Genomic DNA, 19,629 nt, shown 5'->3' on the forward strand with positions numbered 1-19,629 from the left:
ACAAGACATCATCATGAGCCAACAACTGCAAACCATCATCGACCAGGCCTGGGAAAACCGCGCCGAGATCAATCCAGGCAACGGCACGGCCGAACTGCGCGACGCCGTCTCCCACGTCATCAATGGCCTGGACAACGGCAGCATCCGCGTGGCCGAAAAAACCACGGGCGACTGGGTGGTCAACCAGTGGGTCAAGAAAGCCGTGCTGCTGTCGTTCCGCCTGGAAGACAACGTCGTCCTGCCGTCCGATGGCACGATGCAGTTCTACGACAAGGTTCCGACCAAGTTCGCCAACTACACCAAGGAAGACTTCGTCAAAGGCGGTTTCCGCGTCGTGCCGCCAGCCGTCGCCCGCCGCGGCAGCTTCATCGCCAAGAACGTCGTACTGATGCCGTCCTACGTCAACATCGGCGCCTACGTCGATGAAGGCGCCATGGTCGACACCTGGGCCACCGTCGGCTCCTGCGCCCAGATCGGCAAGAACGTCCACCTGTCCGGCGGCGTCGGCATCGGCGGCGTGCTGGAACCTATGCAAGCGAACCCGACCATCATCGAAGACAACTGCTTCATCGGCGCCCGTTCGGAAATCGTCGAAGGCGTGATCGTCGAAGAAAACTCGGTCATCTCGATGGGCGTCTACATCGGCCAGTCGACCAAGATCTACGACCGCGCCACGGGCGAAGTGACCTACGGCCGCGTGCCAGCCGGCTCCGTCGTGGTCTCGGGCAACCTGCCTTCGGAAGATGGCAAGTACTCGCTGTACTGCGCCGTCATCGTCAAGCGCGTGGATGCAAAAACCCGCGCGAAAACGGGCATCAACGAACTGCTGCGCGGCATTTAATTACCGCACTGCGAAGTATCGGTAACACTTGAATGTCCCGCCCCGGCGGGACATTTTCATTTCCTACTGGCAACTTCAATCGTCGCGCAGCCATCGCCCATCCTGTCCTATACTGGATGGCATGAATACACCTCCCGTCCTGATCGTCGGCGCCGGTCCTACCGGTCTCATGCTGGCCTTGCGCCTGGCGCGCCATGGCGTCGATTGCCGCATCATCGACAAGAACAGCGGTCCGGGCCAGGCGTCGCGGGCCATGGCCGTGCATGCGCGCACCCTGGAGTTTTACCAGCAGCTGGGCTTTGCCGATGAACTGGTCAGCCTCGGTATCAAGATCAATGCCATGCACATCCACGAAGGCGGCGAGGAGTTGGTGAAACTGGCGCTGGGCGAGATCGGCGAAGGCTTGAGCCCCTATCCTTTCGTACTGAGCTTGCCTCAGGACGAGCATGAACGCTTTCTGATCAGCAAGCTGGCGGCGGCCGGCGTGCACGTGGAATGGAACGTCGCGCTGGACCTGTGGACGCAGGACGATAGCGAAGTGCAAGCCATCGTGCTCAAGGACGGCGAACGCCAATATTGCACGTTTAACTACATTTGCGGCTGCGACGGCGCCCGCAGCAAAGTGCGCGAGATCGCCGGTTTCGAGTTCTCCGGCGGCACCTATGACCACCTGTATTACGTGGCCGACGCGCAAGTGGCCGGCAAGAACACGGATTTGCACGCCCACCTGGGCGCGAACTCGTTTGCGCTGATGCTGCCCGTGCGCACCAGCGGCATGCAGCGCCTGATCGGCATCCTGCCCGACCGCCCCGATGGCGCGCCGGCGCCCGTCTTCGATGACGTGCGGGAACAGGTGCAAACCTTGCTGGGCATCGAGGTCGAGCACGTGAACTGGTTTTCCACGTATAAAGTCCATCACCGGGTGGCGGCGCAGTTTCGCGAGCGGCGCTGCTTCATCCTCGGCGACGCGGCCCATTTGCACAGCCCCGTGGGCGGCCAAGGCATGAACACGGGCCTGGGCGACGCCGTCAACCTGGCGTGGAAGCTGGCGCAAAAGCTGCGCGGACAAAGCAACGACGCCCTGCTCGACACCTATGAAAGCGAGCGCATCGTGTTTGCCCGCAAGCTCGTCGCCACCACCGACCGCGCCTTCCAGGCCATCGTCGCGCAAGGCATGGCCGGACAATTCCTGCGCCGCTGGCTGGTGCCGCATGCGCTGCCCTTCCTCTCGGGCTTCGGGCGGGCGCGCCGTTTGCTGTTCAAAACAGTGTCGCAGATCCAGATCAGCTATGAAGACAGCGCCCTGTCCGCAGGCCATGCGGAATACTTGCGCGGCGGTGACCGCCTGCCATGGTTTTCCGACGGCACGCAAGACAACTTTACGGCTCTGCGCAGCTTGGATTGGCAATTGCACATCTATGGCGAGCCGGCGCCCGAACTGCTGGACGAAGCGCGCGTGCTGAAACTGCCCGTGCATTGCTACACCTATAACGTGGCCGCCAAGCTGGCCGGCCTGGGCCGCGACGCGGCCTACCTCGTGCGCCCCGATGGCCATATCGCGCTGGCCCTGCACCTGCAGGAGAGCGGAGCCCTGCGGGCGCTCGCCTTGCGGCTGGGCCTGCATTTCGGTCCGGCCGAATCGGGCAAGGCGGCGCCACGGCCTGTGTAGGGAAAATCACCGGGCCGTGTTGCACTGCCGCATTGACTGCACATCAACTGTATAATGGCGGCGACCATCGCATTTTTCTCTGGCGCAAGCGCCGCGATCAAGCGAACCGCATTCATTCCCCTTAGCCCTACCCATGACGACCATTACACTCTACGGTATCCCCAACTGCGATACCGTCAAAAAGGCCCGCACCTGGCTGGCCGCGCAGCAACTCGATTTCACCTTCCACGACTTCAAGAAGCAGGGCCTGGAACGCGCTACCGTCGCAGCGTGGCTGCAGCAATTGCCGTGGGACGTGCTGGTCAACAAGAAAGGCACGACCTGGCGCGCCCTGTCCGACGAGCGCAAGGCATCCACTATCGATGCGGACAGCGCCCTGGAGCTGATGCTGGAAAACCCTTCCATCATCAAGCGCCCCGTACTGGACAAGGATGGCCAGTTCAGCGTGGCGTTTTCGGATGCGCAGTACAAGACCATTTTCTCGCTGTAACCTTCTAGTTGACCACCGGAACGATGTTGCCGGCACGACCTTACCCATGACCACCTCCAAAACCCTCGCCCTGACCGAAAAACTGATCGCCCTGTCCTCGGTCACGCCCGACGACAAGGGCTGCCAGCAGCACCTGATCGACATCCTCACACCGCTGGGCTTTGTCTGCGAGACGATACAGTCGAACGACGTCACCAATCTGTGGGCACGCCGTGGCACGACTTCTCCCGTGTTCGTCTTTGCCGGCCATACGGACGTGGTGCCGACCGGCCCCGTCGAGCAATGGCGCTCGCTGCCCTTCATTCCCACCCACCGCGACGGCAAGCTATACGGCCGTGGCGCGGCCGACATGAAGACATCGATCGCCGCCATGGTGGTCGCTTGCGAGGAATTCATCGCCGCCACGCCCGGGCATACGGGTTCGATCGCCTTTCTGATCACCAGCGACGAGGAAGGCCCGGCCACGGATGGCACCGTCATCGTGTGCAACAAATTGAAGGAACGGGGCGAGCAAATCGACTATTGCCTGGTGGGTGAGCCGACGTCGAGCGCGCAGCTGGGCGACATGATCAAGAACGGCCGCCGCGGTTCGCTGTCAGGCCGTTTGACGATCAAGGGCGTGCAAGGCCATATCGCCTACCCGCACCTGGCGAAAAACCCGATCCACGAAGCGGCGCAGGCGCTAGCCGACCTGGTCGAAGAGAAATGGGACGCGGGCAACGAGTATTACCTGCCGACCTCGTGGCAAATGTCCAATATCAACGCGGGTACGGGCGCCAACAACGTGATTCCCGGCGACATGGTGATCGACTTTAACTTCCGCTTTTCCACGGCCAGCACGGCGGAAAATCTGCAGGAACGGGTGCACGCCATCCTCGACAAGCATGACTTGCAATACGATTTGCAGTGGACCCTGAGCGGCCTGCCCTTCCTCACGCCGCGCGGCACCTTGAGCGATGCGCTGTCATCCGCCATCCTCGAAGAAACGGGCATCGCGACGGAGCTGTCGACCACGGGCGGCACCTCGGATGGCCGGTTTATCGCGCAAATCTGCCCCCAAGTGATAGAATTCGGGCCGCCCAATGCCAGTATTCACAAGATCGACGAGCACATCGAACTGCGCCACATCGATCCCCTGAAGAATATTTACCGGCGCACGCTGGAGCATTTGCTGCCCGTCTGAACCAGAATACCGAGGCCCGTCACGGCGGGCCAGAACACCGTCTTTTCGAGAATGCCATGACCCCGAACCCGTTTTCCACGCCACGCGACCTGCTGCGCTACGCCGTTACCCGTTTTAATACCGCCAAGCTGTTTTTCGGCCACGGCAGCGCCGAAGCGTTCGACGAAGCGGCCTATCTGATCCTGCACACCTTGAAGTTGCCGCTCGATAAGCTCGAACCCTTCCTCGACGCCAAACTGCTGCCGTCGGAAGTGGCCAGCGTGATGAGCGTCATCGACCGCCGCAGCATCGACCGCGTGCCGGCCGCCTACATCACCAAGGAAGGCTGGCTGGGCACCTACAATTTCTACGTCGACGAGCGCGTGATCGTGCCCCGTTCCTTCATCGCCGAGCTGATCCCTGAATACTTTTCGCCATGGGTGGCGGAACCGGAAGCCGTGGAAAACATCCTGGAACTGTGCACCGGTTCGGGCTGCCTGTCCATCATGATGGCCGACGCCTTCCCGAACGCCACGGTCGATGCCGTGGATATTTCCGTCGACGCGCTGGCCGTGGCCAAGCGCAACGTCGACACGTACAAGTTGCAGGACCGCGTGAACCTGATCGAATCGGACCTGTACACGAACGTGCCGGCCAAGAAATATGATTTGATCATCAGCAACCCGCCGTACGTGAATTCCGCGTCGATGGGCGCCCTGCCCCAGGAATACCTGGCCGAACCGCAAATCGCCCTCGACGGCGGCAGCGACGGCATGGACCTGGTGCGCAAGATCATCGCCGGCGCGGCCGAGCGCCTGACGGACGACGGCATCCTGATGATTGAAATCGGCAATGAACGCGCATACGCGGAAGCGGCCTTCGGCGAGCTGGGCCTGACCTGGCTGACGACGAGCGCCGGCGACGACATGGTATTCCTGCTGACGGCCGAGCAGCTGAAGCTGGGTTGATCGACTTGGTAGGTCGGATTAGCCCGAAGGGCGTAATCCGACGGGCACGGCGCCACTTGTCGGATTACGCTACGCTAATCCGACCTACCTGAATTTTACGGCGAGGGTTAAACCCCAGCCTTTACAAAGAAAAAAATGATACGTTTCCTACAAGTAAGCCTGATGCGCGGCATCAAACCGTTGCTCGAACAAGTCGACGTCACCCTCAATCCGGGCGACAAGATCGGCCTGATCGGCGCCAATGGCGCGGGCAAATCGAGCCTGTTCGCCATGATGCGTGGCGAATTGCACCCTGACCAGGGCGAGATCGATTTCCCGGCCAAATGGCGCGTGGCTTACGTGGCGCAGGAAACGCCGCCGCTGGACCGTGCCGCGCTCGACTATGCGATCGATGGCGACATCACCCTGCGCAAACTGGAAGCGGAACTGACGCGCCTGGAATCGGAACCGGCCACGTCGGAAAACGGCATCGCCATCGGCGAAATCTACAGCGCGCTGGCCGATGCCGACGCGTATACCGTGCAGTCGCGCGGCGAGCAATTGCTGCTGGGCCTGGGCTTTACCCTGGACCAGATGCAGCAACCGGTGGCCAGTTTCTCGGGCGGCTGGCGCATGCGCTTGAACCTGGCGCAAGCGCTGATGTGCCCGTCCGACCTGCTGCTGCTCGATGAACCGACCAATCACTTGGATCTGGACGCCATCATCTGGCTGGAAGACTGGCTCAAGCGCTACGCCGGCACCTTGCTGATCATTTCCCATGACCGCGACTTCCTCGACGAAGTGGTCAACGTCGTTGTGCATATCGATGAACGCAAGCTGAAACGCTATTCGGGCAACTATTCGAGCTTCGAGCGTCAACGCGCGGCACAGATGATCCTGGCCGCCGGCGCGCTGGAAAAGCAGCAGCGCAAGCGCGCCCACCTGGAATCGTTCGTGAACCGCTTCAAGGCGCAAGCGTCGAAAGCCCGCCAGGCGCAAAGCCGCATGAAGGCGCTGGCGAAGATGGAAGAGCTGGCGCCGCTGCGCGCCGCCGCCGAATTCTCGTTCGAATTCCGCGAGCCGCTGAGCGCGCCGAACCCGCTGCTGGTGATGGAAGACGTCGATGCGGGCTACAAGATCGAAAACGAAGCGACGGGCGAGATCACGCATAAAACCATCGTCAACGGCATCAAGTTTTCGCTGCAGATCGGCCAGCGTATCGGCTTGCTGGGCCAGAACGGCGCCGGCAAATCGACCCTGATCAAGACCATCGCCGGCGAACTGATGCCGTTGACGGGCGACGCCACCATGGGCAAGGGCCTCAACATCGGCTACTTCGCCCAGCACCAGGTGGAAATGCTGCGCCATGACGAATCGCCGCTGTGGCATCTGGCGAAGATCGCCCCGACCGTGCGCGAGCAGGAACTGCGCAACTTCCTCGGCGGCTTCAACTTCCCCGGCAACATGGTGACCGCCTCGATCGCGCCGTTCTCGGGCGGCGAAAAAGCCCGTCTGGCGCTGGCCCTGATCGTCTGGCAGCGTCCTAACCTGCTGCTGCTCGATGAACCGACCAATCATTTGGATCTGGAAACGCGCGAAGCACTGACGGAAGCGCTGGCCCAGTTCGAAGGCACGCTGGTCGTCGTATCCCATGATCGCCATTTGCTGCGCGCCACCACGGACGAATTCATCATCGTTGCCGACGGCAAGCTGCAACCGTTCGACGGCGACCTCGATGACTACAAGGACTGGCTGTTCAAGACCAAGCTGGGCAAAGGCACGGACGTGCTGCCGGCCGCAGGCAAGGCCAACAAGACCGATTTCCCCGTGGTCTCGCCCGTCGTTGCCGCAGCAGCCCCTGCCGCGCCCGTGCGCGACAAGCGCAAGGAAGCGGAAGAGCGCCAGAAAGCCGCCGCTTTGCGCAAGCCGATCGAAAACAAGATCAAGCGCCAGGAAGAGCAGATCGCCAAGCGCAATGCGCAAAAGGCGGAAACCGATGCCAAGCTGGGCGAACCGACCATCTATGACGCGGCCAACAAGGCGAAATTGAAGCAACTGCTGGCCGACCAGACCTTCTTCACCAAGGATCTGGCGCAGCTGGAAGCGGAATGGCTCGATCTGCAGGATCAGTTGGAAAAGCTCGGCTAACACCAAACACAAAGACGACCCCAGGGTCGTCTTTTTTTATGCCGCCTGCATGGGACTGGGGCTGCGGATCGCCATCAGGCGGTCGATGTCGACGAGGATCAATCGGCGCCCCGCCACCGTGCCCAGGCCCAGCAGGTAATCGGCTTCCGCCTCGCCCAGGCCGGGCACGGCGGCGATGTCGCCGGGCGCCAGGCTGACGATATCGGTGACGCCATCGACCACCATGCCCATCACGCCATTACTCAGCTGCAGGATGATCACGTCGGTGGCCGGGTCGGGCGCGCCGTGGGCACTGCCGAACGCGGCGCGCATGTCGACGATGGGGATGATCACGCCGCGCGAGACGGCCACGCTGTGCAGCACTTCCCCTTCCGAGGAAAAACGGTCGAGTTCCTTCAGCGGGCGCAATTCCCGCACGCGGCGGTAGTCGAGGCCGTATTCCAGGCCGCCCAGCCGGAAGCTCAGGTACTGCGTCAGGTATTGCGCGGTTGCGGCGCCAGGCGTGATCGTGGGCTGCATGGTATTCCTTTCATCCGGTAAGCGCTGCCAGGATGCGCAGTGGCGCAACGTTGGCCCCATGCTAACCAGCATCGCCGCAAGCGGCGTTGAGAAACATCAACTTTCCCGGAAGACATCATCGGCTGGCGATCCCGCCCTTGCGCCGGCGCAGCCATCTTCCCTTACAATACCCACATCATTCCCCCACAGGCAGGCCATGCAACACCTCGTCAATCCCGCTGAAGTTGAATTTTCCGCCATCCGCGCCCAGGGCCCGGGCGGGCAGAATGTCAACAAGGTGTCCAGCGCCATCCATTTGCGCTTTCCGATCGCCGCCTCGTCGCTGCCGGAAGCGTACAAGGAACGGCTGCTGGCCCTGCGCGACAGCCGCATCAGCAAGGATGGCGTGCTGGTGCTCAAGGCGCAGCAGTCGCGCAGCCAGGAGCAGAACAAGGAAGAAGCGTTGCGGCGCTTGCAGGAAATCATCGACAGCGTGACCTTCCTGCCCGCCGTGCGCCGCGCCACCAAGCCCACGCGCAGCTCGCAGCGGCGCCGCCTCGACAGCAAGAGCACGCACAGCGTGCTCAAACAGTCGCGCGGCAAGGTCACGGATTAAACGCTACGGCGGCGGCGCATACGTCCATTCCAGGCTGCCCGTGCTATCCGAAAACACGGCTTGCGTGGCTGGCGTGGCGCTGCGCAGCAAGGCCTTGATTTCCTTCGGCGGCCGGTCGTAGACCTTGGCCGGCCCGGGCGGTACGACCAGGGCGCGCACCGTCGTCTCCCCATCGATCAGGCCCAGGCTGCAGCGCGACTGGCCGGCCGTCGCCTGCCGCTCCTGCCGCACTTGCGCCACCAGGGCCAGCATCTGTGCGTGCAGGATTTCCGACTGTTTGACCTCCACGCGCAGCCGCGCCACCTCTTTCAGGACGGGAGCGATGCGCGCGGCCAGCTTGTCGTACTGCAGCTGTTGCGCTGGCTGCAGTTGCAATTCGCCGCGCCGCAGCTGGCCCGCCAGGGTCAGGTAATTGCGTACCTCGGGCAATTGCGCGATGGCATCGATTTCCTGCTGGCGCTTGTGCTGCACCTGCAGGAATTGCGCCGCCTTCGCCAGGCTTTCGGCGATCTTTTGCTCCAGCGCACTCAGGTCAGGTACGAGGGGAAACAGCAGCATCTCCACCTGCTTGCGGGGACCGGCGCTGCCGATGCGGATGGTGCGCGCCGCCACCGCGCAGCCTTCGGCCAGCTCGATGACGACCTCGTCGGCGATGATCTCGCAATTGCTGGCGCTGTCGATCACCACGCGCGTGCCGGCGATGACGCAGCTTTCCGCACGCTTCACGTGTACTTCGCCGCTCAGCGCCTGCAGCACGGAACCGGAAGCGACGCCCTCGACGCGCACGTCGCCATCCGCATTGAAGGCCGTGCCACCCACCAGGTTACGGTGCAACCATATTAACCCGCCATGCGAGTGCAAATGGCCATACACGTCGCCATGGATGGTGATGTCGCTGCCGTCGAGCTGGCGCTGCTCCTGCACTTCGCCGTACTCCTCGTAGGCGGCGCGCAGCTTCAGATTGCCCGTGGTGCGGCTGCTGACACCTTCGCGGCTGACGATCTTGTTTTCGATCGCCATCTTGCCGTGCTCATCGACATTCACATAGCCATCCTGGGTGGCAACGAGGAAATTGCCATCGCTGAAATGCTCGACCGCCGTGCCTGGCCCCGCCACTGTGGCCAGGTCCAGTTCCTGCGGCGCTGGCGGCGGCAGCGCCTTGCCGGCCAGGTCGTAGCCAGGCAAGCCGGGCATACCAGGCAACAGACGCAGCAGGCGCGCGTGTTTTTTCACCTGCGGAAAGCGGTTCTTGAAGCTGAGCAAATCCAGGCGGCCATCGGAGCGTTCGCGCGGCGCATCGTCGCGGTGGATGCCTTGCGACACTTCCACCAGTTGGGCGTCGCGCCCCGGCTGCGGCGGCAGTACCCGCGCCACCGTGATGCGCTCGGCCTTGCCGCTGGCGAGCATGGCGCGCACGGCCACGCTATCGATACCGTAGTGCACGCCCTTGCACCACAGATCGGCCACCAGCTCGTCAAACTCGCGGCGCGCCGCCACCTGGCCATCCGCGTCCGCAAGCAAGGTTTCAAAGTAAAACTCGGCGCTGTCGCCACGAATCTTGACCTGTTGGTACAGCGCGCGGCGCGGAGGCGGGAACGGCGCCACGCGCACGGCGATGCGCAGCAAGGCATCGCCCTTGGGCGCGGCGCGGGGGACAGGGGCGTGAAACAGGGTCAGCAGGAACAAACCGTAATCGAGGCCGGCCAGCAACTGGCCCGACTGGAACAGCTGGTCGACGGCGGCGCGCAGCTGCGCCGGCGCCAGCGACAGGTCCAGGAACACGCCCTCGTCGCGTTGGACCAGACCATGCGGCAAGCCGCCTGCGGGGGCCGCATCCGGAACGGGTGTGTCGTCGTCGCTCACCACTTGCCTCCCCCAGCAACAATGTCAGAGAATTACCTCATTGCGTTAGAACAATATCACGGGGCGGGGCCGTGTGCCTGGCTCAGCAATAATGTTGGCGGCCAAATGCAGACAGGGCCATGTCTTGCGAGATGGCCCTGTCGGATGGGGTGCGTGGTGCCTAGCGGCGCGGCGGATTCGAATAGATGTCCTGGCCCACTTCGTTGATCTGGCGGCGCAGGTCGCGGCGTTCGTCTGGCGTCATGCGGCCCGTGCGGCGCGAAGCGTCGGCGCCTTCGTTGGCGCGGCGCTGCTCTTCGGCGCGCGTGTCGAAACTGCGTGCGTCACGCTGCTCGCGCAGTCGCGTATCATTGCTGTTGCTGCGCTGTACCTGTTCATACCGCTGGGCCTGCATTTGCTGCTGGTCGTCACGGCGCGGTGGCGGCTGGTTTTGTGCCGACGCCAGGCTGGCGGCAAACACGGAACACACGGCAAATGCGGACAGCACAACTGTACGTGCGGCAATAGCTGCGCTGGGAGCGGCGTGAATTTTTTTAGTAAAGATATTCATTGAGTTCCTCTTCCGCGATGCCGTATAAACTAAAGCTGATTTCCACTGTGGCCCCAGTGTATGATGCTTTACACGGTGCAGTAAGAGTAATTGGGTAAAGTTTGTAACACTTTGTAATGGGTCGCCACAGCCCCTTGCCGACGCCGCGCGAGGCGTTACTATAGCAACTAATATAAGATAACACGACACCTTAAATGACCACAACCTCCACTACCGGCAGCAATACAACAACGCAATCGATCCACGGCCACCAGGCAAAAATCATGGTGGTCGATGACGATGTGCGCCTGCGCGACCTGCTGCGGCGCTACCTGACCGAACAGGGCTTCAATGTATTCACGGCAGAGAGCGCGACGGCCATGAACAAGCTGTGGCTGCGCGAACGCTACGACTTGCTGGTGCTCGACCTGATGCTGCCCGGTGAAGATGGCCTGTCGATCTGCCGCCGCCTGCGCGGCGCGGGCGACCAGACGCCGATCATCATGCTGACGGCCAAGGGCGAGGACGTGGACCGCATCGTGGGCCTGGAAATGGGTGCCGACGACTACCTGCCGAAACCATTCAATCCGCGCGAACTGGTGGCCCGCATCGGCGCCGTGCTGCGCCGCAAGGGTCCCGATGAAATCCCGGGCGCGCCGTCGGAAACGCCGCAAACCTTCGAGTTCGGCGACTTCGTGCTGGACCTGGGCACGCGCACCCTGAAAAAGAATGGCGAAACGGTGCCGCTGACGACCGGTGAATTTTCCGTGCTGAAAGTGTTTGCCCGCCATGCGCGCCAACCGCTGTCGCGCGAAAAACTGATGGAACTGGCGCGCGGCCGCGAATATGAAGTGTTCGACCGCAGCCTGGACGTGCAGATTTCGCGCCTGCGCAAACTGATCGAACCCGATCCGTCGAGCCCGCTGTTCATCCAGACCGTGTGGGGCCTCGGCTACGTCTTCATCCCGGACGGACAGCCGCGCTGATCGCAGGCGAGGCATGATGAAGCTTGTTCCCGATATCAGCCTGGCGCGGCTGAAAAGCGGCCTGTTCTGGCGCACCTTTTTGCTGCTCGGCACCTTGACCACCGTCAGCATGATCACCTGGATCGGCATGATTTCCGTCATCCAGCGCGAGCCGCAGGCGCAGCAGATTTCCGCCCAGATCATTTCCGTCGTCACCATCACGCATGCGGCATTGACGCACTCGGCTCCCGAGCTGCGGCGCGAGCTGCTGTTCGACCTCGTCAGCAATGAAGGCATCCGCATCTTCTCGCTGGAAGAGGACGACCGCATCGAGCCGCCGCCCGACAATTACCTGATGCCCGACATCGAGGCGCTGGTGAAGGCCAAGCTGGGCAAGGACACGCGCTTTTCCGCGCGTGTCAATGGCGTGGCCGGCTTCTGGGTCAGCTTCAAGATCGACGACGACGAATACTGGCTGATGCTGGACCGCGAGCGCCTGCGCGGCCTGACGGGCTTCCAGTGGCTGGGTTGGGCCAGCCTGGTGTCCCTGCTGTCCCTGCTGGGTGCGGCCATCATTTCCAGCCTGATCAATCTGCCGCTGTCGCGTTTGACGGCGGCCGCGCGCGACATCGCCAAGGGCAAGCAGCCGGCGCCGCTGCCGGAAAAGGGCCCGATCGAAATCATCGAGGCGAACCGCAGCTTCAACCAGATGGTCGATGATCTGAAACAGGTGGAATCGGACCGCGCCGTGATTCTGGCCGGCATTTCGCACGACTTGCGCACGCCGCTGGCGCGCATGCAGCTGGAAGTGGAAATGGCCAATCTGTCGGACGAGGCGCGCGAAGGCATCCAGTCCGATATCGGGCAAATGGACGCCATCATCGGCCAGTTCCTCGACTATGCCAAGCCGACGGAAGCGTCGAGCTTTACGGACGTCGACCTCAGCGGTTTGCTCAACGACATGACGCGCGAAGCGATGCGCCTGCCGGACGTGAAGATCAACGCCACCATCGCCGATGGCGCGCATGCGATGGGCAACCCCACCGACTTGCGCCGCGTGCTGAACAACCTGATCGAGAATGCGCGCCGCTATGGCAAGACGCCGGGCAGCGACATGACGGAAATCGACATCGCCTGCCACGTGCGCACCAGCCACGGCGCGAAAAAGGTGATCATCGAGGTGCAGGATCACGGCACGGGCGTGCCGGCGGAAAAGATCGAGCAGCTGATGAAACCGTTCACCCGCCTCGACACGGCGCGCGGGCAGGCAAATGGCGCGGGCCTGGGCCTGGCCATCGTCGACCGCGTGCTGCTGCGCCACGGTGCTGAATTACAGGTGCGCAACCGCGAAGGCGGCGGCCTGGCGTTTCAGATCAGCTTGCCAGCGGCGTAAAAATAATGACGCCAGCGGTGCGGGCGAGGTAGGTCGGATTAGCGGGAACCGCGTAATCCGACCTACGCTGCGCCAACATCAGCGCCCCCCAGCAGCAATCAAGCCGACGCCTGCTCCTGCGCCAGCAATTTACTCATCAACAATTCCGTCGCCCCGTAGCCGTACAGGGAATCGCTTTCCATGCCCGGCGTATCGAAGGGAATCGATTCCTCGCGGTTCAGCTTGGCAGGATCGGCATCCGCATAGCTGGCGCGCCAGGCGCGCTGCAAGGATTCGTTGCGGCGGATAAAGGCCGGCATGGGCCAGTCGTCACGGTTCCAGTGGGGACTGTCGCCCAGCAGGGGCCAGCGCTCGTTGAGCAGGGCCATGTCGCCCGTGCGCAGGCGGCGCACGGCCTGTTCCGGCCGCAAGCCTTCCAGCTCGCCCAGCGTGGGCAAGCTGTCGCGCTTCGGCCCGAACATATACGCCAGCATGATGCGCCCGGCAGGTGCCCTGCGCGCCACCACGCCGACGGCATAACCGCCGCCCGGCAGGGGCACGGCAAACCAGCTGCCTTCTCGGTATGGTAATGATTTCATTTCTAAAAGCCCCCTGGAATACACCGGACAGCCGCTGCTATCCGGCGTTAAATTTAATTAGGGGCACAGTCTACGCGAAGCGATGCGAAAGTGGCGCATGGTACGCCACAACAACAAACCAATAGTTACAATATTTTCTCGTCATAGTGATACTGGGCAACAATCGGCCCCGCCTTGAACAGCGCCTCCTTCATGGCCGTGTCCAGGCGCGCATCGCGGCGGCGCATCCATTCGAGCAGCATGGCCGCTTCCTTGCGGCTCGTGTCGCCCGCATGCGCGAGCACGCGGCGCAGTTCCGGGTCCGTGCACGCCTCGAAACGCTGGCTATTCAAGTCCAGCGCCTGCAGCGCGGCGATGGTGGCGCCGATGGCGCGGTGCATGTCGAGCGCGGTGGCCGGCAAGCCGGATTCTTCCAGTGGGACGGTGGTCATGCGCATTCCTTTTCGCGTGGTGGTGACATCGGCTGCATTCTCCACCGCGCGGGCGAAAAGCTCAAGCGTCCACGACACGTTTCCACCCGTTCGGCCATAATCATGGCTCAGCAACAGCCTAAACCTCAGCGGCAGGAGCCCCATGTTCAATTTCGACTTTTACAATCCGACGCAAATCCTCTTCGGCCAGGGCCAGATCGCCGCCATCACGGCACTGATCCCGCCCCAGGCCAGAGTGCTCATGACGTATGGCGGCGGCAGCATCAAGCAGAACGGCGTCTATGATGAAGTCAAGGCGGCGCTGGCCGGGCATACGATGATGGAGTTTGCCGGCATCGAACCCAATCCCAGCTATGAAACCCTGATGCAGGCCGTGGCCCTCGTGAAAAGCGAGCGCATCGATTTCCTGCTGGCCGTCGGCGGCGGCTCTGTGGTCGATGGCACCAAGTTCATCGCCGCGGCTGCCCTGCATGAGGGTGAGGCGTGGGACATCCTGGCCAAGGGCGGCAAGATCGTCGAGGCCGCCCTGCCCTTCGGCACCGTATTGACTTTGCCGGCCACGGGGTCCGAAATGAATGGCTCGGCCGTGATCACGCGCAAGGCCACGCAGGAAAAGCGCTCGTTCATGAGCCGCAAGGTGTATCCGAAATTCTCCGTGCTGGACCCGTCGAAAACGTTCACCTTGCCGCTGCGCCAGGTAGGCAATGGCGTCGTCGACGCGTTCGCGCATGTGATGGAGCAATACCTGACCTACCCTGTGAACGCCTCCGTGCAGGACCGCTTTGCCGAAGGCATCCTGCTGACCCTGATCGAGGAAGGCCCGAAGGCGCTGTCGCATCCGGATGACTACGACGTGCGCGCCAACGTGATGTGGAGCGCCACCCTGGCCTTGAACGGCCTGATCGGCGTGGGCGTGCCGCAGGACTGGTCCACGCACGCCATCGGCCACGAATTGACGGCCTTGTACGAGCTCGATCATGCGCAAACCTTGGCCATCATCCTGCCCAGCATGCTGCGCGTGCGCAAGCAAGCCAAGCGCGCCAAGCTGCTGCAGTACGCGGCTCGCGTCTGGGGCCTGGACGGCGGCGACGAAGATGGCCGCATCGAGGCGGCCATCGCGCGCACGGAATTCTTCTTCCGCCACATGGGCGTCAAGACGCGCCTGGCCGACTATGGCCTGAACCACGCCAGCGTGGACGCCGTCGTGTCCGCCCTGGAAGCGCACGGCATGACGGCGCTGGGCGAACAGCGTGAAATCACGCCCGCCATCAGCCGCAAGGTGCTGGAACTGAGCCTGTAGATCGCACCACACTGTTGTAAAACGGTCAGCAGGGTGGGACAGCTGGCCGTGCTTCATGCTAAGCTGTCGTTTCGCTAGGGGTCCTGGAGCAGTCATCCGGGTGAGAGATACCCTTCGTACCTGATCTGGATAATGCCAGCGAAGGAAAGCGCAAAGTACCTCCCTCCTTTGATAGCTCCTGCGTTGGCGCCAGCCGAACAAGCAGCCTGCCGTGCTCCTTACAGAGACGGCTTGAACCACGAGCAATCTATGTCCACACCGAATTTATCCGTTTCTGTTTTGACCCTGGCGATCCTGCACGCGTTTGCCGCACCGGCCTTTGCCGCGAATGACGCCGCCGAAGCCGCCGACCCGCAGGCCCAGAGCATGGCCGAAGTCGTCGTCACGGCCAGCAAGGCGCCCGCCGTCAAGCGCGCCTCCGTCGGTGGTTTTTCCGACGCGCCGCTGCTGCAGACGCCGGCTTCCGTCACCGTCATTTCGCAGAAAGACATGCAGGACTTGCAGATCCGCAATCTCAGCGATGCCGTCAAGCTCGACGCCAGCATCAACGACGCCTACAACGCTGTCGGCTATGCGGAACAGTTTTCCATCCGCGGCTTCAAGCTCGACAACAATTCCAGCTACCGCAAGGATGGCGTGGCCATTCCTGGCGACACGCAAATTCCGCTGGAAAACAAAGAACGCATCGAAGTACTGAAGGGCCTGGCAGGCTTGCAGGCTGGCGTGGCCGCGCCGGGCGGCGTGATCGACTTCATCGTCAAGCGCCCCACCGCCGCACCGCTGCGCACCGTCACCGTGGAAACGCGCGAGCGCGGCACCCTGTACGGCGCCATCGACCTGGGCGGCCGCCTGGAAGACACGCGCTTCGGCTACCGGGTCAACGTGGCGGCCGAGCGCCTGCGCTCCTACATCAAGGGCGCGGACGGCAACCGCAAATTCATTTCCGGCGCCTTCGACTGGCAGATTTCGCCGCAAGCCCTGCTGCAACTCGATGCCGACTACCAGGACAAGGCGCAGGCGACGGCGCCCGGCTTCCAGCTGCTGAATAACACGACCTTGCCGACCGGCATCAGCGCCGACGCCATGCTCAACCTGCAGCCGTGGACGCGCCCTGTGGAAACCGTCACGAGCAATATCGGCCTGCGCTTCCAGTACGCGTTCAATGACGACTGGCGCGCCACCCTGTCGGCCAACCAGCACTCGTTCAAGCGCGACGACTACACGGCCTTCCCGTACGGCTGCAGCGGACAGGAGCTGTACCCTGGCTTCTGCGGCAATGGCGACTACGACGTGTATGACTACCGCAGCCTGGGCGAGACGAAAAAGCCGCTGAGCGCGCAAGCCATGATCCAGGGCAAGTTCGCCACCGGCTCCCTGCGCCATGAATTCACGGCCGGCGTCTCGACCTTCCGCCGCAAGGACCGCGCGGGCCTGTACGTGTATGACTGGGCTGGCGTAAGCAACATCTACCACCCGCAGATCGTCGCCATGTCGACCGGTGTGCAAGGCCCCGTACGCCTGGTGCGCAAGGACACGGAAAACTCCGTCTTCGTGCAGGATATCGTCAGCCTGGCACCGAACTGGAAGCTGCATGGCGGCTTGCGCCATATCGACGTCGACGGCTACCAGTATGTACTGAAGGCCGACAAGGAAATCCGCGCCAAGCACGATTTCCTGCTGCCGAACGTCTCGCTCGTCTACACCCCGCTCGACAATGTCTCCGTGTATGCGGCCTATTCGCAAGGCATGGAACATGGCGGCACGGCCGACCGCAAGGCGATGAATGCCAACGAAGAACTCACGCCCAGCCGCTCCAAGCAGATCGAGCTTGGCGCGAAGATGGATGTGACGCCGGACTTCATGGTCGCGGCCAGCCTGTTCCAGATCCGCAAGGGCCTGGAATTCCAGAATGCCGCAGGCTACTTCGTGCGCGAAGGCCAGGCACAGCACCGTGGCCTGGAATTGTCGGCCCAGGGCAAGACATCGTCCAAGCTGAGCCTGGGCGCCTCCGTGACGGCCCTGAACAGCCAGCAGTCGGGCACGGGCAACGCCGCCCTCGATGGCAAGCGCGTGCCCAACGTGCCGGCCTTCAAGGCAGCCGTGCATGCGGACTACGCCGTACAACAGGTGGCGGGCTTGAGCGTCAATGGCAGCTGGGAGTTTGCTAGCAAGAAAGCGTTTGAGTACAACAACACGACCTTCGTGCCGTCGTACAACGTGTTCAACCTGGGCGCCGCCTGGGCCACGCGCATCGCCGGCACGCGCACCGTGCTGCGCGCCAGCGTCAACAACGTGGCAGACAAGTTCTACTGGCGCGACGTGACGCCGGAATCGGACGGCTATCTGTATCCGGGCGCCAGCCGCACGTTCAAGGTGTCGGCGCAGTTCGACTTTTAATTGAGGGAAATGGCAGGCGCTGCAGCTAGCGCCTGCTGCAGCAAAGGCGCCGCCTGTTCCAGGCGCGCCTCCAGGCTGTCGTGCAGCACGTGGTACACAATGCCGCGCGCGTCGAGCTCGTCGAGCAGGTAGCGGTAGATCAGCTGGCGCACGGCTTCCGACTCACGCTGCAAGCCATCGGCCACCCACGGGCTGTCGGGCGCCGTCACCAAGGTCAAATCGTACTGCGTGGCATCGGCCAGCGTCGCCAGCTGTGCATCGGCCCCATGGAAATAATGGCGGCTGTAGACGACCGTCATCAACGGCGTCGTGTCGCAAAACAGGAAGTTGCGCGCTTGCGCGGCGGCTGCCGCCTCGCGTTCGACTTGCGTGCGCGCAATGCCAAACTGGTCGGCCGAGACGGGCACCCTGCCCTGCGCCTCGACAAATTCACGTAAATACTCAGGCACCCAGACGGTGCCGTAGCGCTCGGCCAGGGCGGCCGCCAAGGTCGACTTGCCTGACGATTCCGCGCCCAGGATGGCCACGCGCACGCAACGATCCATCACTTGAGGACCATCGCGCTCGGAGCGGCCGGCGCCGACTTCCTCCACGCCAGCAAGCCAATGATGGCCATCACGACGAAGAACGCATACAGCACGGCCGTCAGGGTCAGGCCCTTGTGCAGGTACAGCCACACGTACAGCACGTCGACGATGATCCAGGCGATCCAGTTTTCCAGCTTTTTGCGCGACAGCAGGAATTGGCCCACCAGGCTGCCTGCCGTGAGGAAACCATCCGCATGGGGCACGTCCGTATCCGTCGTCGTCAGCAGCCAGGCGATCAACAGGAAGCCGACCAGCCAGCCCGCGGCGCAGGCCAGCCAGCCGCGGCCATTCAGGCGCGTGACGGGCAGGGTCTTGCCGCCGCTGGCCGGATGCAGCCACTGGTACCAGCCCCAGAACGAGACGCTGATGAACAGCAGTTGCAAAGCCATGTCGCCATACAGGCGCGACTCGAAAAACACGAAACCGTAGGCGGCCGAGGAAATGATGGCGAACAGCCACGCCCAGTGATTCTGGCGGATGTTCAGCGCAACGGTTGTCAGTGCCAGGACAAAGGAAATCAGTTCAAGCGGCGTGGTGGCAAAACCCAGCAGGAGAAGCGTATCGTTCATGGGAATCGTGATGAGGCTGGTGGTGCAGTATGCAATACCGGCCATGAATAAGCAAGATTGCCCGCAGCGTCAGCCCCGCCCCTGCCTTGTTCAACCGGCTCAGGCAAAGCCTCCCTTGACGGCGCGCGCCAGCGTACGCCGCACAACCAGCTTGTGAAATGGCCGGATCAGCAGGATGTAGCTGCGCCCTATCCAGTTATGGCAATGCACGACGGTGGAAAAGGTGATGCTGCCATGCAGCCCCGCATCCCGGTTGCGCAGCACGGACAAACGGAAGTCCAGGTGGCTGTCGTCCTCGCCCACGATGATTTCGTCATCGCTGACAGCGTAGATGCGAAAGATGCCGATGCGTCCATCAGGCTTGGCCGCCAGCTGTTTCGCCGTCTTGATGCCGAAGGGCGTGACAATAATGTCGCGCAGCGCCAGCAGCCACTGCGCCCAGCGCGGCTGGCTGCACAGCACCACGCGCGCCAGGGCCTGCATATCCATCTGCCGCACGCCAGCGCTGGGCAGGCCGACGGCATACGCGTCGGCCAGGTTGCTGCCCTGGTACAAAGGGGCGATGCTGGCGCCGGGCGGCATGGCCACGGCGCGTACCACGTTGCTCATCTCTTGCATGTGCTCTCCATGTGTTCAGTGATAACAT

At 62.8% G+C, this 19,629-nt stretch carries 19 protein-coding genes and 1 riboswitch; of the genes, 11 read left to right on the forward strand and 8 right to left on the reverse strand.

All coding sequences use genetic code 11. From position 1 onward, the window contains the following. The first annotated feature begins 13 nt into the window (after window positions 1-13). The 6 genes from dapD to V3C40_RS16045 all read left to right on the forward strand — a co-directional run bounded on the left by dapD (window position 14) and on the right by V3C40_RS16045 (window position 7,257). Window positions 14-841: a 2,3,4,5-tetrahydropyridine-2,6-dicarboxylate N-succinyltransferase gene (gene dapD, locus V3C40_RS16020; protein WP_035820379.1), complete on the forward strand. Its 828-nt coding sequence runs from the start codon at window positions 14-16 to the stop codon at window positions 839-841. A gap of 121 nt (window positions 842-962) precedes the next feature. Continuing rightward, on the forward strand, window positions 963-2,510 hold the full coding sequence (locus V3C40_RS16025) for an FAD-dependent oxidoreductase (protein WP_331777949.1): 1,548 nt from the start codon (window positions 963-965) through the stop codon (window positions 2,508-2,510). Window positions 2,511-2,643: 133 nt separating this feature from the next. Further along, window positions 2,644-3,000 (forward strand): ArsC family reductase, encoded by a 357-nt coding sequence (locus V3C40_RS16030; protein ID WP_219327357.1) that lies wholly within the window; start codon window positions 2,644-2,646, stop codon window positions 2,998-3,000. Between the two features lie 46 nt (window positions 3,001-3,046). Continuing rightward, on the forward strand, window positions 3,047-4,183 hold the full coding sequence (gene dapE, locus V3C40_RS16035; RefSeq protein WP_331777950.1) for a succinyl-diaminopimelate desuccinylase: 1,137 nt from the start codon (window positions 3,047-3,049) through the stop codon (window positions 4,181-4,183). A gap of 56 nt (window positions 4,184-4,239) precedes the next feature. Beyond that, window positions 4,240-5,130: a 50S ribosomal protein L3 N(5)-glutamine methyltransferase gene (gene prmB / locus V3C40_RS16040; protein ID WP_331777951.1), complete on the forward strand. Its 891-nt coding sequence runs from the start codon at window positions 4,240-4,242 to the stop codon at window positions 5,128-5,130. A gap of 135 nt (window positions 5,131-5,265) precedes the next feature. After that, window positions 5,266-7,257 carry an ATP-binding cassette domain-containing protein gene (locus V3C40_RS16045; RefSeq protein ID WP_034749846.1) on the forward strand — a complete coding sequence of 664 codons (1,992 nt, stop codon included), beginning with the start codon at window positions 5,266-5,268 and terminating at the stop codon, window positions 7,255-7,257. Window positions 7,258-7,293: 36 nt separating this feature from the next. Here V3C40_RS16045 and V3C40_RS16050 read toward each other — a convergent pair whose 3' ends face one another. Then, window positions 7,294-7,776 (reverse strand): chemotaxis protein CheW, encoded by a 483-nt coding sequence (locus V3C40_RS16050; RefSeq protein ID WP_331777952.1) that lies wholly within the window; start codon window positions 7,774-7,776, stop codon window positions 7,294-7,296. A 196-nt stretch (window positions 7,777-7,972) separates the two neighbouring features. On the opposite strand from V3C40_RS16050, the gene arfB reads away from it, so the two are divergent. Then, entirely contained in the window at window positions 7,973-8,371 is a 399-nt protein-coding gene (gene arfB / locus V3C40_RS16055; RefSeq protein ID WP_034749850.1) for an alternative ribosome rescue aminoacyl-tRNA hydrolase ArfB, read from the forward strand. Window positions 8,372-8,374: 3 nt separating this feature from the next. Here the strand turns inward: arfB and V3C40_RS16060 are convergent, their stop codons facing one another. Further along, entirely contained in the window at window positions 8,375-10,234 is a 1,860-nt protein-coding gene (locus V3C40_RS16060) for a flagellar assembly protein A (RefSeq protein ID WP_331777953.1), read from the reverse strand. A gap of 160 nt (window positions 10,235-10,394) precedes the next feature. Continuing rightward, window positions 10,395-10,784 (reverse strand): hypothetical protein, encoded by a 390-nt coding sequence (locus V3C40_RS16065; RefSeq protein WP_128142525.1) that lies wholly within the window; start codon window positions 10,782-10,784, stop codon window positions 10,395-10,397. A gap of 263 nt (window positions 10,785-11,047) precedes the next feature. Here V3C40_RS16065 and ompR point away from each other — a divergent pair, with 263 nt between their 5' ends. Both ompR and V3C40_RS16075 read left to right on the forward strand, forming a co-directional pair. After that, complete coding sequence (ompR, locus tag V3C40_RS16070; protein ID WP_223278807.1) at window positions 11,048-11,749, forward strand: osmolarity response regulator transcription factor OmpR; 702 nt, start codon at window positions 11,048-11,050, stop codon at window positions 11,747-11,749. A 13-nt stretch (window positions 11,750-11,762) separates the two neighbouring features. Beyond that, entirely contained in the window at window positions 11,763-13,121 is a 1,359-nt protein-coding gene (locus V3C40_RS16075; RefSeq protein ID WP_331777954.1) for a sensor histidine kinase, read from the forward strand. A 98-nt stretch (window positions 13,122-13,219) separates the two neighbouring features. On the opposite strand, the gene V3C40_RS16080 is transcribed toward V3C40_RS16075, so the two are convergent. Beyond that, the gene (locus V3C40_RS16080; protein WP_331777955.1) at window positions 13,220-13,699 is read right to left on the reverse strand and encodes an Imm26 family immunity protein; all 480 of its coding nucleotides are present in this window, start codon (window positions 13,697-13,699) and stop codon (window positions 13,220-13,222) included. Window positions 13,700-13,824: 125 nt separating this feature from the next. Next, the gene (locus tag V3C40_RS16085) at window positions 13,825-14,130 is read right to left on the reverse strand and encodes a ferritin family protein (protein ID WP_034750230.1); all 306 of its coding nucleotides are present in this window, start codon (window positions 14,128-14,130) and stop codon (window positions 13,825-13,827) included. A 142-nt stretch (window positions 14,131-14,272) separates the two neighbouring features. Between V3C40_RS16085 and V3C40_RS16090 the strand changes: the two genes are divergently transcribed. After that, a complete protein-coding gene (locus V3C40_RS16090) occupies window positions 14,273-15,430 on the forward strand; it encodes an iron-containing alcohol dehydrogenase (RefSeq protein ID WP_331777956.1) in 1,158 nt (385 codons plus the stop codon). A gap of 66 nt (window positions 15,431-15,496) precedes the next feature. After that, a riboswitch (TPP riboswitch) is annotated at window positions 15,497-15,594 on the forward strand. An 85-nt stretch (window positions 15,595-15,679) separates the two neighbouring features. Continuing rightward, window positions 15,680-17,827 (forward strand): TonB-dependent siderophore receptor, encoded by a 2,148-nt coding sequence (locus tag V3C40_RS16095; protein WP_331777957.1) that lies wholly within the window; start codon window positions 15,680-15,682, stop codon window positions 17,825-17,827. On the opposite strand, the gene V3C40_RS16100 is transcribed toward V3C40_RS16095, so the two are convergent. The 3 genes from V3C40_RS16100 to V3C40_RS16110 all read right to left on the reverse strand — a co-directional run bounded on the left by V3C40_RS16100 (window position 17,824) and on the right by V3C40_RS16110 (window position 19,601). After that, window positions 17,824-18,372, reverse strand: a complete 549-nt coding sequence (locus tag V3C40_RS16100; protein WP_331778094.1) for an ATP-binding protein — start codon at window positions 18,370-18,372, stop codon at window positions 17,824-17,826. The two genes, V3C40_RS16095 and V3C40_RS16100, sit on opposite strands and share 4 nt — an antisense overlap. Next, window positions 18,372-18,983 (reverse strand): nicotinamide riboside transporter PnuC, encoded by a 612-nt coding sequence (pnuC, locus tag V3C40_RS16105; protein WP_034750234.1) that lies wholly within the window; start codon window positions 18,981-18,983, stop codon window positions 18,372-18,374. Before pnuC ends, V3C40_RS16100 begins: the two co-directional genes overlap by 1 nt. 99 nt (window positions 18,984-19,082) lie before the next feature. Then, the gene (locus V3C40_RS16110; protein ID WP_331777958.1) at window positions 19,083-19,601 is read right to left on the reverse strand and encodes a DUF2867 domain-containing protein; all 519 of its coding nucleotides are present in this window, start codon (window positions 19,599-19,601) and stop codon (window positions 19,083-19,085) included. Window positions 19,602-19,629: the final 28 nt, after the last annotated feature.

The organism is Janthinobacterium sp. LS2A, assembly GCF_036543145.1.
In the GTDB taxonomy this organism is placed as follows: Bacteria; Pseudomonadota; Gammaproteobacteria; order Burkholderiales; family Burkholderiaceae_D; genus Janthinobacterium; species Janthinobacterium aestuarii.